The sequence below is a fragment of the Bacillus glycinifermentans genome (assembly GCF_001042475.2).
Taxonomy (GTDB): Bacteria; Bacillota; Bacilli; order Bacillales; family Bacillaceae; genus Bacillus; species Bacillus glycinifermentans.
The window spans coordinates 503768-519013 of the sequence record NZ_LECW02000045.1; the positions used below are offsets into that span (position 1 = coordinate 503768).

A 15246-nucleotide genomic window follows, 5' to 3' on the forward strand; every position below is an offset into this window, starting at 1 on the left:
CCTCTAATGGCCGGTCTTTGGGACCGGTTTTTTTGTCGTCAAAAAAAGACAAAATTAAATTGACGCAGGATTTGTTCTTTTTTTACTTAACTTCACTTAATTAACCTTGATTTTTCACAGCAAATTAACTTATAATCACTTAATATAAAGGGCTTTTACTTAAAAGAAGGAATGATGACGTGTACCAGGAGGAAAGGTTAATTTCCATTATCGACTATTTGAAGGAGCATAAACGGATTTCCGTCGACCAGATTTGTTCTTTGCTCCATGTGTCAAGAGACACCGCCAGGCGTGATCTCGTCAAGCTGAAGGAGCGGGGCGCGATCATCCGGACAAGGGGAGGCGCCATTTTGCCGACGAACCATGATGAGATTAAAGATTATTCAGGAAGACTGAATATCGTGTCTGAAGAAAAGAACATGATCGGAAAGGCAGCTGCTTCGTTAATCAGGGAAGGCGACCACGTGATTTTTGACGCTTCCACAACAGTTCAGGCGTGCGCTGAGCACCTGCCGGATATGAACTGCACGATCATTACCAACTCGATAAACCAGGCGGAGGTGCTTTCATCACGAAAGGGAGTTGACATTCATCTGCTCGGCGGAAAGCTGCAAAAAGAGCACCGTTTTTTATACGGCGCTTCGGTGATCGAAAAGCTGTCCAGCTATCATGTTGATAAAGCTTTAATCGGAGTTGTGGGGGTTTCTGAACACGGACTGACGATCGCCCATGAAGAGGATGGAATGGTCAAACGGAAAATCATATCCCAAGCGGAACAGGTCATCGCGCTTGCGGATCACTCCAAAATCGGAAGGACGGACTTTTTTCAGTATGCCGAATTGAGCGACATTGATCTTCTGATAACAGACCGGCTGCCGGATAAGGAATTTCAAAGGCTGCTCGATCAACACGGGGTAGAACTGCTTGTGGCAGAATAAGAAGGGACTTAAGGGGGAAAACAGCTGATGAGAATGATTGCCCTGGATTTGGACGGGACGCTGTTAAACAGTGAAAGCAAGGTCACAAAGGCAAGTATAGATGCGATAAAGGAAGCACAGGAAAACGGAATTGAAGTGGTGATTGCCACAGGGAGAGCCTCATTTGACGTTCGGGAGATCTTCCGGTCCACCGGTATCAAAACGTGGATCATCAGCGCCAACGGAGCGGTGATTCACGATCCGGAAGGACGCCTGTACCACTCCGTTTCGATTGATCGGGAAAAAGCGAAAGGGATTCTTCAGTGGCTTGAAGAAGAGAATTACTATTATGAGGTGTTCAGCGATGACGCGATCTTTACCCCGCAAAACGGGAGAGAGCTCCTTGATATCGAACTGGACCGCCTGAGAAGCGCCAATCCGGCTGCCGATCTGTCAAAGCTGGAGCTCGCCGCCAGCCAGCAGCTCAGCCAAAACGGGTATGCGTATATCTGTTCTTATCGCGAGCTGTTTGAAGCGGATAAAGATATAAACGTATACAACATATTAGCTTTTTCTTTTCATAAAGAAAAGCTTCAAAAGGGCTGGAAACGCTTTGAAAAGGAAAAGGGCCTAACGCTTGTCACCTCAGCCGAACACAACTTTGAGCTTGAGCATATTGACGCTTCGAAAGGGCTTGCTTTAGAAAAACTGTCGCAAAATCTCGGTATTCCGCTTTCGGAAACCGCTGCCGCCGGCGACAGCCAGAACGATTATTCCATGCTGAAAATCGTGGGAAAAAGCTTTGCGATGGGCAATGCCCGCGAGGATATTAAGGAGATGGCTGATGAAGTGGCGCCTGCAAATGATGAAAACGGCGTTGCCCATATTCTGCGGCATTTTATTGATCAAAAAAAGGTTTAAATACGCGTTAACTCGCACACCCTTTTTATATCGGCGTGATGCCGGCGCATCGCCGGCAGCGTAACGATAAGGGCTGCGATTAACAAGCGGATTGAATGTTTAATCCGCAGGCTGCCGACTTTGCCGGCAGCCTTTATTTGTTTCAAAAGCACGAAAAAAGATGAACACTTTCCGCGCGTTCATCTTTTTTTAGCGTTCATTTAAAAAAGAAAGTATTTTTGGCCGAGCGGTACGCGGTTGACCGGCTGGCAGGACAGTTCTTCCCCGTCCGCGTACACTTGATATGTCGCCGGATCGATTTCGATTTTCGGCAGCGAGCCGTTCCATTTCATGTCCATTTTGCTGAGCTGACGAATGCCGCGGACCGGGGAGATCATTTTCTCAAGCCCCAATGTTTTATGCACTCCGCGGTCAATAGCAGCCTGAGACATGAATGTAATGGAAGTGGAGCGGTTCGCCTTGCCGTACGAAGCATACATCCGGCGCATTAGAACGGGTTCAGGAGTCGGGATGGAGGCGTTCGGATCGCCCATTTGCGCCTGTGCAATCATTCCGCCTTTTAACACGAGCTCCGGTTTTACGCCGAAAAACATCGGGTCCCATAAGACGAGGTCGGCCAATTTGCCTTTCTCGACTGAACCGACCTCATGGCTGATCCCGTGAGTAATGGCGGGGTTGACGGTGTATTTTGCGATATAGCGTTTTGCGCGTACATTGTCATTTCCGTTTTTTTCCGTTAAAGCGCCGCGCTGTTTTTTCATTTTATCTGCCGTCTGCCATGTACGGAGGATGACTTCTCCGATTCGGCCCATCGCCTGCGAGTCGGAGGATGTCATGCTGATGGCGCCGATGTCATGCAGAATGTCCTCTGCCGCAATCGTAGCCGCTCTGATTCTCGAATGGCTGAATGCGACGTCTTCGGGAACCTTGGCATCGAGGTGGTGGCAAACCATCATCATATCCAAATGTTCATCCATTGTATTGACGGTATACGGAATCGTCGGAGTCGTAGACGACGGCAGGATATTCGCATAAGAGGCGAGCTTCATAATATCGGGGGCATGTCCTCCGCCGGCGCCTTCAATATGGTAAGTATGAATGACGCGGTCGCCTATCGCTTCAAGCGTGTTTTCGAGAAATCCAGCTTCATTAATCGTGTCCGTATGAATCGCCACTTGAATGTCCGCTTCCTCCGCAACATCCATACACGTTTGAATCGCTCTCGGCGTCGTACCCCAGTCTTCGTGAAGCTTGAGTCCGATCGCGCCCGCTTCCACCTGCTCGATCAGCGGCGCTTTGTCCGAAGCATTGCCTTTCGCCGTAAAACCGACATTAACCGGGAATTCTTCGGCGGCTTCCAGCATTCTCTGTATATACCAGGCTCCCGAAGTACAAGTCGTTGCTTTGCTGCCTGTTGCAGGGCCTGTCCCGCCGCCGATTAGCGTCGTCACTCCTGACGACAGCGCGACCTCCATTTGCTGAGGACAAATAAAATGGACGTGGGTGTCGACTCCGCCGGCTGTCAAAATTTTTCCTTCACCGGAGATGACTTCTGTTCCGGCTCCTATGATCATATGTGGATCTACTTGATCCATGATGTCCGGATTTCCGCTTTTTCCGATTCCTGCGATTCGGCCGTCTTTGATGCCGATATCGGCTTTCACGATTCCCGTATAATCAAGTACGACAACGTTTGTGATCACAAGATCAAGTGCGCCGTCTTTTGCGGTGATTCGGCCATTTTGTCCCATACCGTCACGAATCGTTTTTCCTCCGCCAAAAATCATTTCTTCCCCGTAAACAGTGAAATCTCTTTCGACTTCAATCCAAAGATCGGTATCCCCGAGCCTGATTTTATCGCCTGTCGTCGGACCGAACAGCTCAGCGTATCGTTTTCTCGTGATTTTCACCGCTTAACCCCCTCTATCCAGCCGGCTTCCTTAAGCTGATTCAATGCTTTTTCTTTTCCTCTTTCATCAAGCAATGTCTCCGACATGCCGTTTAATCCGCGGACTGTCCGGCGGCCTCCAAGCTCTACCAGCGAAACGGTTTTTTCTTCCCCGGGTTCAAGCCGGATAGAGGTGCCCGACGGAATATCAAGCCGCATCCCTAAAGCCGCTGCTCTGTCAAACGCCAATGCGCGGTTGGCTTCCGCAAAATGAAAATGCGAGCCGACTTGAATCGAGCGCGTCCCTGTATTTTTCACGGTAATCTCTTTGGTTGCCCGCCCTTCGTTAATCGAAATCATGCCATCCGCAACTTGAATTGCTCCCGGCTTCATTGATTCACCTCCTGAGAAATCGGCTGATGAACCGTGACAAGCTTAACGCCGTCTGGAAATGTCGCTTCGACTTGAATGCTTTCAAGCATTTCGGGAACGTCTTCCATCAGGTCGTCAGCCGTAAGGACGTGCCGGCCCGCTTCCATCAGTTCGGCTACGCTTTTCCCTTCGCGCGCACCTTCCATTATAAAGCAGGTCAAAATGGCTACAGCTTCCGGATAATTCAGGAGCACGCCCCGTTTTTTTCTTTGTTTTGCAAGCTCCCCAGCAGCAAAAATAAGCAGCTTTTCTTGTTCGACAGGTGTTAATTTCATCCTTTCTCCTCCTTTTATGCAAATTGAAATCAAAAAGAAATGGACAGGATCTCCCGTTACCACCCCCTTTAAAGATAAAAAATATGTAAATATATAAATGTTCATGTCATAAATTAACAAGTTCATGTCATTATTATATAATCAACGGAAATGTTTTTTGAAGAATATTTAAAAAATTTAGTTAATGGTTTGTGGCAAATTTTAAAACTTATAAAGGGGAGAGAAACTACACTGTTTCAACAGGTAACGTTACGGTGCCGGAGAAACGCTGTGTGTGGTAATGACGATTGGTTTATACGTGATGTATTGGAACAAAAGCAGTGATACCCGGCATCGGGTTAGCGTCAGCGATTTTGTCGCCGTAAGGCGGGAGGGTGCAAGTCTTTTGAAAATAAAAAACAGCCGCTCTCTTTAGGCGGCTGTTTTTGGCGTCAACCCGACATTGCGGATGCGCTTAATGTAAACAGTTCTTCGAGTTCTTCTTCGGAAAACTCGGTAATCCAGTTTTCGCTTTGAATGATCTGGTCGTTCAGCGATTGCTTTGATTCGAGCATGCGGTCGATTTTTTCTTCGATTGTTCCGGTTGTTATGAGCTTATGGACATGCACAAATCGTTTTTGGCCGATCCGGTATGCACGGTCTGTTGCCTGGTTTTCAACGGCCGGGTTCCACCATCTGTCATAATGAATGACATGATTGGCTGCGGTGAGATTCAGACCGGTTCCTCCCGCCTTTAAGGACAAGATTAGAAAAGGGAATTCCTTATTTTGAAATTGCTCGACCATTTTATCGCGCTCAAGCTTTGATAAGCTTCCGTTTAAAAACTTGACCGGTTCGCCGAATGACGTTTCAAGCAGCCGCTTCATCATCTCGCCCATTCCGATATACTGGGTGAAAATCAGGCAGCTTTCCTCCCGGTCGCGGATCGTTTTCGTCAGCTCGAGCAGCTTTTCCAGCTTGACGGATCTGCCGTTGAGGAGTTCCGTCTCCAGTTCTTTTAGATAGAGGGCCGGATGGTCGCAAATTTGTTTCAATTTGCCGAGCATGCTTAGTATCAGCGCCTTCCGCTGCATTCCGGCGAGAGTCGGCATGTGCTCAAACGTGTCTTTTACAAGCTGCTCGTAAAGGGAAGCCTGTTCTGCAGAAAGCGGAACGAATTCCTTTTCCTCCTGTTTATCAGGAAGGTTGAGAGCGACTTCCTGATCCTGCTTCGTCCGTCTTAATAAAAACGGCTTAATGAGCTGTTGAAGCTGTTCAATCCGCTTTTCGTCGCGGTCTTTTTCGATCGGCAGGACGAAGCGCTTATGGAAGCTTCCGAGGCTACCGAGGTAGCCTTTGTTCATAAAGTCATATATCGACCACAACTCTGTCAGGCGGTTTTCCATCGGAGTCCCGCTGAGAGCGATATGGTGAATCCCTTTCAGTTTTCTAATCGAGCGGGATTGCTTCGTATGCGCGTTTTTAATATTTTGCGCTTCATCAAGGCAAATACAGTTCCACGTCACGCCTCTGAGATCGTCAAAATCGGAATGTGCGAGGCCGTATGACGTCAGCACGATATCGGTGTCTTTGTAGCGCTCCTGAAAAGCTTCTCCCTTCGGGCGCTTTGGTCCGTAATGGAGTGCTGCCGATAACTCGGGTGCAAAGGACTGAAGCTCGCGCTGCCAGTTCCCGAGCACCGAAGTCGGCGCGATGATCAGCGACGGCGTTTTTTGCCCTTTTTCTTTCAAATAAGAAAAGTACGCGATTATCTGAATCGTTTTCCCGAGTCCCATATCGTCTGCCAGGCAGGCGCCGAAGCCGCATTTGCGAAGGAAAAGCAGCCAGTTCAGCCCGTCTTTTTGATACGTTCTGAGCGTGCCTTTAAAATGTTTGCTGACGGGGTATGAAGGGAGCTCATCACGATTGTTCAGCTTCCTGATCATGTTTTTCAGCTGGTAGGATAATTCAAACTGCACTTCGCTGAAAGCGGACGTATCAAACAGGTCGTCTTCTTTCTGTTCCGTGCCGCGGTCCGTCAACTCGCGGGCAAGGATGTCTGACATGTGAAGTCCTTCGGTTTCGGCGCGCTCCATCAGCTTTTTCATTTGTTTGATAAAGCTCGGATCGATTTTGATCCATTGGCCGCGGATGTTGACGAGCCGCCTTTTATTGGCGACAAGCTGGTTAAACTCTTCTTCCGAAAGTTCAATACCGTTTGTCGCAAACCGCCAATTAAAGTCCATGAGCGCGTTTATCCCGACGAAAGATTCGCCCCTCGGGGCTGATGAAACTTTCGCTTTCAAAAGCATATTGCTGTCTTTGACGATCTGCCACCAGGACGGCAGCAGGATTTCGATCCCCATGCTGACGAGTGTTTCGCTCGCTTCCGACAAGAAGATCCATGCTTCTTCTTCAGAAAGCAGCGTTGTGCCTGAGTCGATCGAAAGCCATGGGACGGTTTGGCGGAAACGGTCCTGTTCGCGGGCGATTCGATCGGCATATGCGCGCCACGATTTTTTCAGCCCTTTCAAGCCGTCGAAAAACTGGATGTCCCCGCTTTTTTTATCGCGTAAAAACAATTCGATTTTCCAATCATCACCGTCAAAATCGGGCTCGTTTAATCTGAGTCCGACGGTGAACGGGACGGGATTTTCAATCCAGCCGATCGTTTCAAGAAAATCCTCTTCATCGAGAAAATGTCCCTTAAATGAGGTGACGGCGGGGGAGTGTTCAACGATCGTCTCCCACTTTGCCTTCAGTTCTCCGTTATAATCGATGTAGTCGTCGACGGCCCGGGAAAACCATTCCGCCGTATAACCTTCCAAAAAGCCTTCTTTGTCTTTCCAGCGCAGCATTCCCTTTTTCCACGCTTCATAGTCGGGGACAAAATCCTGATCCAGGATAAACTCGTAAATCGTTGAAGCTGTTTTCATCAAAGGCTCTGTTTCCTCAGTCAGCAAAATATCACTAAAGGAATTAAACGAGTTTTTGCCGAGAAATTCGGCAGCCATCCAGGGAGATAGAAGCACGGCCGGTTTTTCCAGACCTGCATCTTCAAGAAAAGTGCCGTAAAAGGACGATTCGTGCCATTGAAATAAATGCCTTTCCATCTGGCTGCGCGTGAGCTGCTGATGGTCCTTGTCACAGCAGGATAAAACGAATGTATAGTCTTCGGACTGTTCGACATGTATCACGATTTCTTTAAGACTCGCCATCGATCAACTTTCCTTTCTTTAGCTCCTCCTGGAATGCCCGCAGCCTTTTGTGGCGGGCTGTCAGCTGTTCCATGTAGCGCTTCCAGACATCTTGTTTTTTCATTTTATTATAGAGAGTGCGCAGCTTTTTCAAGCAGCGGGCGGCTTCTTTATATGCGCTGCGGTTCCGCTGTTCAATCAAGCCGGAAATCTCCCTGTGGTAGGAAGGAACGAGCGCCTCGGGAACCTCCGCTGCGATGTCCTTCAAGGCATTCTGGCCGATTTCCTCGATTGAAAAGCCGACGAGGCTGTGAATTTCCATCCACTCGATAAACCGCTTCCTGCTGTATAGAAATTGGCTGTATTCTGTAAATGTGTATGGCAGGCACTTTTTGCAGTACCTTTCATATAATTGCTCATCGTTCGCGTTTTTGCTGTAGTCGTCGAGAAAAAGGAAGAATTCGCTTAAGGCGTCGCGGATTTCCCGATAAGGTCTATCAAGCTTTGAGAAGCCTTCGACAAGCCCTTCCAGCCGTTCATACCATTTTTTCAGGCGCTTCCAATCCTTTTTGGCTGTCATGACGCTGAGCCACTGAAACGTATAAGGCAGAATGTCAGGAGAAAAAGTTCCGGCTTTTTCAAAGATTGCCTCGTCGTTTTTCAACAGAAATTCAAGGTGAAGCCGGGCAAACTGAATTTCGGGAGTGTCGGGCAGTCCGTGCAAAACGTCAAGTTCCCGCTTCAGCCATTTCGGCCGGGACAGAAGGGCGCTCCAAATCTCCCCGAATATCCGAAGTCTTTCATATTGAAAAATGTCTTTCTTGAGCAGGAGCTCGCGAACGACGCCTGGCGTTTTATCTAAAAACGGATCGAGCGAAAAAGAGAGCGCATACGTTTTCAGCTCATCAATCGAGCTGTAAATCGTGTCCATCAGCTGTTCGATATAAGGGTTGAGCGAATAAAAATCTTTTTCCGGATCGATGCGCATGTTTTCGATCAGCGTATGCATCGCAAGCCATGTCGCAAGAGCGGCATGGATCTGGTATATTTTTTTCAGCTCCGGTTCAGACGGCGTCCGCTTTTTTAGTGCTGAAAAATAGCCGTAGTAAAGGTATTGCATCGTTTGCTGGCCTTTAGGCGTCCGCTGTTCCCAAAGCCTGAATTCCGATTCGAAAAAACGTTTCCAGTTTTCAAACGTTGGCCGCACATTTTCAGGGCTGAGCCGAAGCTGGTTTAACAAAAGCTGCTGATCAAAGGATTGGCGCTGTTCTTTCCAATATTCCGTGAAAGTTCCCAATCGTTCATATTGTGCATATAAATATAAGTAAACGGCAAGGATGTGGCGGCAGATTTTTTTTGCCGGGCATGAACAGCTGCTCTTTTTGACGTCGGACAGATCGATTGTCACTTTCACCGGCACGACGTCCTGTACGTAGGCTGCCGCCGTATGCCCGCTGAGCGGTTTGACCCGATAGACCGAATCTTGCCTGTATAAAATAAGGGCTTTTTTCAGAAGCTGAATGTTATCTTCATCGTGCGGAAGCACATGCTTAAACTGTTCAGCCGCTTCCATTACAACTGTTTTTGAGATCATTTCCTGAAGCATGTCTATCGCTCCTAACCGAATGACTTTTAAAAAGTTTCCAATCTCTCTATTATAGCTTAATCCGCTGATGCAAAAAAGATTTTCTCTGGAAAAGGACATAAAAACGGACAGCTGTCGAATAATGTAATAGACTATGGCAAATCGATACTTAACAGCATATAATCTGAATATAACGCAAAAATGAGTATGATTTCATGGAAGCTGAAAGGAAAAAGGTATGGATGATAAGGAATTGAATCAGGAAGAGTTTTTGAAAATTCTCATGCACGCTTATGACGTTGGCGAAAAGTCGCATGACATTACGACAAAAGAATTGCTTGAGGATCTGATTGTTCATATCAAAAATGGTTATACAACGTAAAAAGCCGCAAACTCTGTTTGGCGGCTTTTTCGTTCAGCAAAAACAGCCCCATTCCTGCAAAAACTGCTATGTTACATCATATAAAGACCCTGCATCCCCGGAATCTCCCGCTATTTGTCAGGATTCATTTCTTTCAGAACCGCGATAAATATGTATAATCAAGGTAAAGGTGGAATTTGCTGAAAATTTAAATAAAAGAAGCTAAGGGGGGCTCTTATGCGGGACAAGCTCGGCTTTAAAGACGTGTTCTTCGTTTTGAAAAAAAGGTGCGCGATCATCATTCTGATCACGATGGCGGCGGCTGCATCGAGCGCCGCAGTCAATTATTTTCTGCTCACACCGATCTACCAGGCAACCGCCCAAATCCTCGTCAATGGCCGCCAAACCTCAAACTTTGCCGACATTCAGACTAATCTTGAACTCATCAATACGTATAACGTCATCATGAAAAGCCCTGTCATTTTGAATAAAGTGAAAGATGATCTCGGCCTTCGCGAAACGGCGGACGAACTCAAGAATAAAATGACCGTTGTCAGCGAAAACGAATCACAGATTGTCAGTATTTCCGCGACTGACAAGGATTATTCCAAAGCGGCCGCCATCGCAAATACAGTCGCTTCCGTTTTTCAAAAAGACATTCAAGACATCATGAACGATAAAGCCGAGGTCACCATCGTTACAAAAGCCGTACCGTACGATTCACCTGCGCCTGTCAGCCCGAACAAAACATTCAATATCGCTGTCTTCACGATGTTTGGATTGCTGTTTGGAGCCGGTCTCGCCTTTATTCTTGAGCTTTTGAACAACACGGTGAAAAACGAAGATGACGTTGAAAATACGCTGGAACTTCCCGTAATGGGGAACATTTTATTCACGAAGCCGAAAAAAGGACAGGCCGTCGGCCGGATGAACGGTACGATTGGAAAAGATCAGGCGTTTTGACCACTTTACGGGAGGTTCCGTTATGATTGATATTCACTGCCATATTCTTGCGGCCCTTGATGACGGGGCAGGGTGTATGGACGACAGTCTTGAAATGGCGAAACAAGCCGTTTCTCAGGGAATAGACACCGTCATTGCCACTCCGCACCACAGAATCGGCATATGCGAAAATCCAAAAGAGGCGATCTTCGCCCGCATGACTGCACTGAAGACGAGGCTCAGGCAGGAAAACATTCCGCTGACCATCCTGCCTGGCCAGGAAATCCGCTTATACGGCGAAATAAAAGACGACCTCGAACGCGGCAGGCTGCTCAGTCTCTCCGAAACAAAATATGTGCTGATCGAGCTTCCTTATCATCACGTGCCGCGCTATGCAGAAAAGCTGATGTTTGATCTTCAGGTGAACGGATTCATCCCGGTCATCGCCCACCCTGAGCGGAATATGGAAATAATGGAAAACCCCGATCGTTTATATCGGCTCGTCAAAACAGGCGCATGCGTCCAGATTACTTGCTCAAGTCTGACCGGGCATTTCGGAAGAAACGTCAAAAAGCTGGCCCGCCGCTTCATTGAAGCCAATCTCGTCCACTTCATCGCATCGGATGCACACAATGTAAAGGTGCGCTCCTTCTTTTTTGACGTATTGGAAAACGAATACGGGTCTGATTTTTTGAGTATGTTTATAGAAAATGCCGGGCTTCTTATCAAAAACCGTGATATTCATAAGGTCACGCCGCTACCGGTCAAAAAGAAAAAGCTCTTGGGGCTGCTCTAAAGCATTGCATCTACCGGCATATATACAGGCAGAGGAGGAGCATCATGAACATTTCCATCGTTGGCACCGGGTATGTCGGTCTTGTGACGGGCGCCTGCCTGTCGGACATCGGCCACTATGTTACTTGTATCGATATCGATGAAAAAAAGGTCGGGCTGTTGAGAAAAGGGTTATCGCCGATTTATGAACCCGGACTCCAGGATTTGATCCGGAGGAACCTCGCCCGCCGCAGACTCGCCTTTGAAACGGGTTTTGAAAAAGGCATTTCAGGGGCTGATATTATATTTATTGCGGTCGGCACTCCGCAAAAGGAAAACGGCCAGGCCGACCTCCGGTATATTGAGAGTGCGGCGGAAATGATCGGCCGCCATGTAAAACAGGACTGCCTTGTGGTCACGAAAAGCACCGTCCCCGTCGGCACGAGCGAATGGATTTCAAACATCATTAAACGCTACGCAAGGAATCGTGTGCAAATATCGGCCGCATCCAATCCCGAATTTTTGCGGGAGGGCTCAGCGATTTATGATACGTTTCACGGAGACCGGATCGTGATCGGCGCCGAGAATGAACAATCGGCCGCTATTCTCGAACAAGTCTTCGCGCCTTTTGGCATTCCCGTTTTTAAAACGGATATCAGAAGCGCAGAGATGATTAAATATGCATCAAACGCTTTTCTTGCCACGAAAATCAGCTTTATAAACGAAATTTCGAATATTTGCGAGAAGGTCGGCGCAGATATTGAGTCTGTCGCATACGGAATGGGACAGGACAAAAGAATCGGCCACCGGTTTCTAAAAGCCGGCATCGGCTACGGCGGCTCTTGTTTTCCGAAAGATACGAACGCCCTTGTCCAAATTGCCGGCCATGTGGAGCACGATTTCGAACTGCTCAAGTCTGTGATCAAGGTAAACAATGAGCAGCCGATCCTGTTGGTCGAAAAAGCGGAAAGGCGGCTCGGCGGCTTGAAAGACAAAGTGATTTCTCTGCTTGGCCTGTCCTTTAAACCGAATACTGACGATATGAGGGACGCTCCGTCAGTCGTCATTGCCGAAGCGCTGGCCGAAAGGGGGGCGAAGATGAAAGCGTTCGACCCGATTGCGGCTGAAAATGCAAAACGGGTCTTGGCAGAAGGCGTTCAATATGCGGACACGATTGAAGAAGCGGTAAAACGCTCCGATGCAGTGATGATTTTAACAGAATGGGAAGACATTAAAGCATTCCCTTTAGCATCCTACAGAGAGCTGATGGATGCCCCGATCATTTTTGACGGGCGAAACTGCCACGAATTGCGGGAAGCGATAGAAGCCGGGGTTGAATACTATTCCGTCGGCAGGCGGCAAGTTGTCCCCGTTCATACGCAGGCGCCTCCTTTTACAGCAGTGGAATGACAATCCCGCCGTATGCGAACGCTGCTGCGATTAAAAACGCCGGATGAACGCGGAATTTCGTCAAGGCGATCAAAGAGACCAATGCGATTGCAAGCGCTTGGATCAAGCCGATGGAATAAATCGCATCACCGCCGATTTCCCATGTCAACAACAGCATCATAACGGCGAGTACGGGCTGGACGGACAGCGTCATTCCTTTTACCGCATCTGACTTTCGGAAGCGGCGGATCAATTTAAGCAATAAAATAAGAGCGATTGCCGAAGGCAGCACGGTCGCTGTCAGAGCGACGATTATTCCGGGCCATCCCAATACGCTGTAGCCGACATATGCGGCAATTTTCGTAGCGATCGGGCCGGGCAAAGCGTTTGCAAGCGCCAGCATGTTGGAAAATTCATCTTTTGAAAGCCAATGAAAATGGCGGACGACCTCTTCAAAATTAAGGGGAATCGAAGCGGGGCCGCCGCCGTACCCGAGCAGGTTTGCGATAAAAAACGCCCAAAACAAGTACAATGAGATCATGAAGCAGACACTCCTTTACCCTTTCGCTTCAATTTAAAATGGAAAGCTCCGTAAGCCAGAAACATCGTGACGACGATGCCCGAATGAATCGAAAACACTTGAAGACCCAAAAATGCAAGGATGAAAAAAAGGACGCCGATCACGATTCCAAAGCCTTTCAGCGCTTTTTGGCCAAATTCGTATGCCATCTGCCCTAGCATCACGGCGATGACCGGGGTAACTGCGCCGATCATGCCGTTTACGACCTTCGAATGGCTGAGCACGTTGACTGCGGCAAACAGCACGGCCATCGCTGTGCAGGTCGGCAAAATGTGCGCCGCTGTCGCCACGATGGCCCCGGGAATCCCTTTTATTTTGTGCCCTAAATACGCCGACATCTTTGTTGCGATCGGCCCTGGCAGCGCATTGGCAATCGCCAGGATTTCCCCGAATTCATCATCATTGATCCATTTGAATTTTTTAACGGCTTCATGGCGGATCAGCGGAATAACGGAAGGTCCGCCTCCGAACCCCAATATCCCGGTCCTCACCATCGCGATGATCAGTTCGCGGTAAGGGTGCTTCATGTTACTTCCTCCTTTTTACAGCTTCATTCCCATACGGCTTTTATAGCGCTTGATCAGCATCTGGCAGTCCACGCTGACGACGCCTTCCAAAGGATAGAGGCGCTTTGTCAGGAATTCCTCCATTTCGTGATCGTTGGCAAAAATTCCGTGCATATGAAGCTTGCTCGGCCCGGTCATATGATAGAGGCTTGTGACGGCAGGCTCCTTTTCGAGCGCGACGGCAACGGCCTCTAAATATTTGGGCTCGACTTCTACATTAAAAAAGACCGATACGGGAATTCCGACCTTCACGGGGTTGATCACGGCGGTAAACTTTTCGATGATGCCTTCTTCCATCAAATTGTTGATCCTCGTTTGAACGGCAACCCGCGACAGACCTACACGCTTCCCCAGATCGGTATAAGAAATCCTTCCTTCCTCGTGGAGAATCGATAGAATTTTTTTATCTGTTTCATCAAGAACTAAATTTGGCATGTGGTAATCAAGACTCATACACGTACCATCCTTTCATATCGTTTACATCGCAACAAATGTAAATCGCAATCGATTTGGTTTTTTTAAAAACGTTTTGTAAATTGTATCATACATTAAATTTCGATATGAATGATTTTTGGCGTTTTTCTTCAGCTTTGCGGAACTTTCGCGGGGTAAGCCCCTCATTTCCCGTGTGAGCCGGGAGAGCGGTGCGGGAACAGGCTGCAGGCGGCAGCCATCCAGATGGACGGTCAGGTTTCCAGAAGGGAGGACTGATCCGCGATATGACCGGGCAAGTAAATGTTTGAAACAAATCTTTTGACACAATATTTTCCACGAGCTATAATTATCTCGAAATCGAGATAATTTAGGAGGCGAAATCGTTGGCTAAAGATTTTTACACCGCGATTAAAGAAAGGCGTTCAATTTATGGAATCTCTAAAGATGTAAAAGTATCGGACGACAAAATTCGGGAAATCGTCGAGTTTGCCGTCAACCACACCCCGTCATCATTCAATTCGCAAAGCTCAAGGGCCGTTGTTCTATTGGGCGGGCAGCATGATAAGTTTTGGGAAATCACAACCGGAACGCTGCGAAAAATCGTTCCTGCTGATCAATTTGCAAGCACGGAAGAAAAAATGAACGCTTTCGGCAGCGGCTATGGCACGGTTCTGTTTTTCGAAGATCAAAACGTTATTAAAGGACTTCAAGAACAATTTGCATTGTATAAAGACAATTTCCCAATCTGGTCTGAGCAGTCTTCAGGCATGCTCCAGCTTGTCGTATGGACCGCGTTGGAGAGCGAAGGGCTCGGAGCGACTTTGCAGCACTATAACCCGCTCGTTGATGAGGAAGTCAAAAAAGAATGGAACATTCCTGAAAGCTGGAAGCTGATCGCGCAAATGCCGTTCGGCCATCCGGTAGCAGAGCCGGGAGAAAAAGATTTCGCGCCGATTTCAGAGCGCGTGAAGATCCATAAATAAAGGAATAAAAAATACCCAATGA

General features: G+C 47.9%; 15 protein-coding genes. 7 read left to right on the forward strand and 8 right to left on the reverse strand.

The window, feature by feature from the left end; translation table 11 throughout:
* Positions 1–179: 179 nt before the first annotated feature.
* Both AB447_RS21860 and AB447_RS21865 read left to right on the forward strand, forming a co-directional pair.
* Positions 180–938 carry a DeoR/GlpR family DNA-binding transcription regulator gene (locus AB447_RS21860; RefSeq protein ID WP_048354074.1) on the forward strand — a complete coding sequence of 253 codons (759 nt, stop codon included), beginning with the start codon at positions 180–182 and terminating at the stop codon, positions 936–938.
* A gap of 27 nt (positions 939–965) precedes the next feature.
* Complete coding sequence (locus tag AB447_RS21865; protein ID WP_048354073.1) at positions 966–1838, forward strand: Cof-type HAD-IIB family hydrolase; 873 nt, start codon at positions 966–968, stop codon at positions 1836–1838.
* Between the two features lie 200 nt (positions 1839–2038).
* Here the strand turns inward: AB447_RS21865 and ureC are convergent, their stop codons facing one another.
* From ureC to AB447_RS21890, 5 genes are all read right to left on the reverse strand, one after another.
* Positions 2039–3748: an urease subunit alpha gene (gene ureC, locus AB447_RS21870; RefSeq protein WP_048354072.1), complete on the reverse strand. Its 1710-nt coding sequence runs from the start codon at positions 3746–3748 to the stop codon at positions 2039–2041.
* Positions 3745–4119: an urease subunit beta gene (gene ureB / locus AB447_RS21875; protein WP_048354071.1), complete on the reverse strand. Its 375-nt coding sequence runs from the start codon at positions 4117–4119 to the stop codon at positions 3745–3747. Before ureB ends, ureC begins: the two co-directional genes overlap by 4 nt.
* Positions 4116–4433, reverse strand: a complete 318-nt coding sequence (gene ureA / locus AB447_RS21880) for an urease subunit gamma (RefSeq protein WP_048354070.1) — start codon at positions 4431–4433, stop codon at positions 4116–4118. The genes ureB and ureA overlap by 4 nt, the downstream gene beginning before the upstream one ends.
* 431 nt (positions 4434–4864) lie before the next feature.
* Positions 4865–7630 (reverse strand): DEAD/DEAH box helicase, encoded by a 2766-nt coding sequence (locus AB447_RS21885; RefSeq protein WP_048354069.1) that lies wholly within the window; start codon positions 7628–7630, stop codon positions 4865–4867.
* A complete protein-coding gene (locus tag AB447_RS21890) occupies positions 7617–9215 on the reverse strand; it encodes an SWIM zinc finger family protein (protein WP_046130142.1) in 1599 nt (532 codons plus the stop codon). The genes AB447_RS21885 and AB447_RS21890 overlap by 14 nt, the downstream gene beginning before the upstream one ends.
* 217 nt (positions 9216–9432) lie before the next feature.
* On the opposite strand from AB447_RS21890, the gene AB447_RS25970 reads away from it, so the two are divergent.
* The 4 genes from AB447_RS25970 to AB447_RS21905 all read left to right on the forward strand — a co-directional run bounded on the left by AB447_RS25970 (position 9433) and on the right by AB447_RS21905 (position 12681).
* Entirely contained in the window at positions 9433–9576 is a 144-nt protein-coding gene (locus tag AB447_RS25970) for a YwzD family small protein (RefSeq protein ID WP_096891940.1), read from the forward strand.
* A 216-nt stretch (positions 9577–9792) separates the two neighbouring features.
* Positions 9793–10518, forward strand: a complete 726-nt coding sequence (locus AB447_RS21895; RefSeq protein ID WP_048354068.1) for a YveK family protein — start codon at positions 9793–9795, stop codon at positions 10516–10518.
* Between the two features lie 22 nt (positions 10519–10540).
* Complete coding sequence (locus AB447_RS21900) at positions 10541–11293, forward strand: tyrosine-protein phosphatase (RefSeq protein WP_048354067.1); 753 nt, start codon at positions 10541–10543, stop codon at positions 11291–11293.
* Positions 11294–11337: 44 nt separating this feature from the next.
* Positions 11338–12681, forward strand: a complete 1344-nt coding sequence (locus AB447_RS21905; protein ID WP_048354066.1) for a UDP-glucose dehydrogenase family protein — start codon at positions 11338–11340, stop codon at positions 12679–12681.
* Here the strand turns inward: AB447_RS21905 and AB447_RS21910 are convergent.
* From AB447_RS21910 to AB447_RS21920, 3 genes are read right to left on the reverse strand one after another with little or no spacing between them, the layout of a single operon-like run.
* Entirely contained in the window at positions 12665–13201 is a 537-nt protein-coding gene (locus tag AB447_RS21910; protein WP_048406822.1) for a chromate efflux transporter ChrA, read from the reverse strand. The genes AB447_RS21905 and AB447_RS21910 overlap by 17 nt on opposite strands.
* Entirely contained in the window at positions 13198–13767 is a 570-nt protein-coding gene (locus AB447_RS21915) for a chromate efflux transporter ChrB (RefSeq protein WP_048354065.1), read from the reverse strand. The genes AB447_RS21910 and AB447_RS21915 overlap by 4 nt, the downstream gene beginning before the upstream one ends.
* Positions 13768–13782: 15 nt before the next feature.
* Positions 13783–14259 (reverse strand): chromate efflux transcriptional regulator ChrS, encoded by a 477-nt coding sequence (locus AB447_RS21920; RefSeq protein ID WP_048354064.1) that lies wholly within the window; start codon positions 14257–14259, stop codon positions 13783–13785.
* Positions 14260–14624: 365 nt separating this feature from the next.
* Here AB447_RS21920 and AB447_RS21925 point away from each other — a divergent pair, with 365 nt between their 5' ends.
* Complete coding sequence (locus AB447_RS21925) at positions 14625–15224, forward strand: nitroreductase family protein (RefSeq protein ID WP_048354063.1); 600 nt, start codon at positions 14625–14627, stop codon at positions 15222–15224.
* The last annotated feature ends 22 nt before the right edge of the window (positions 15225–15246 follow it).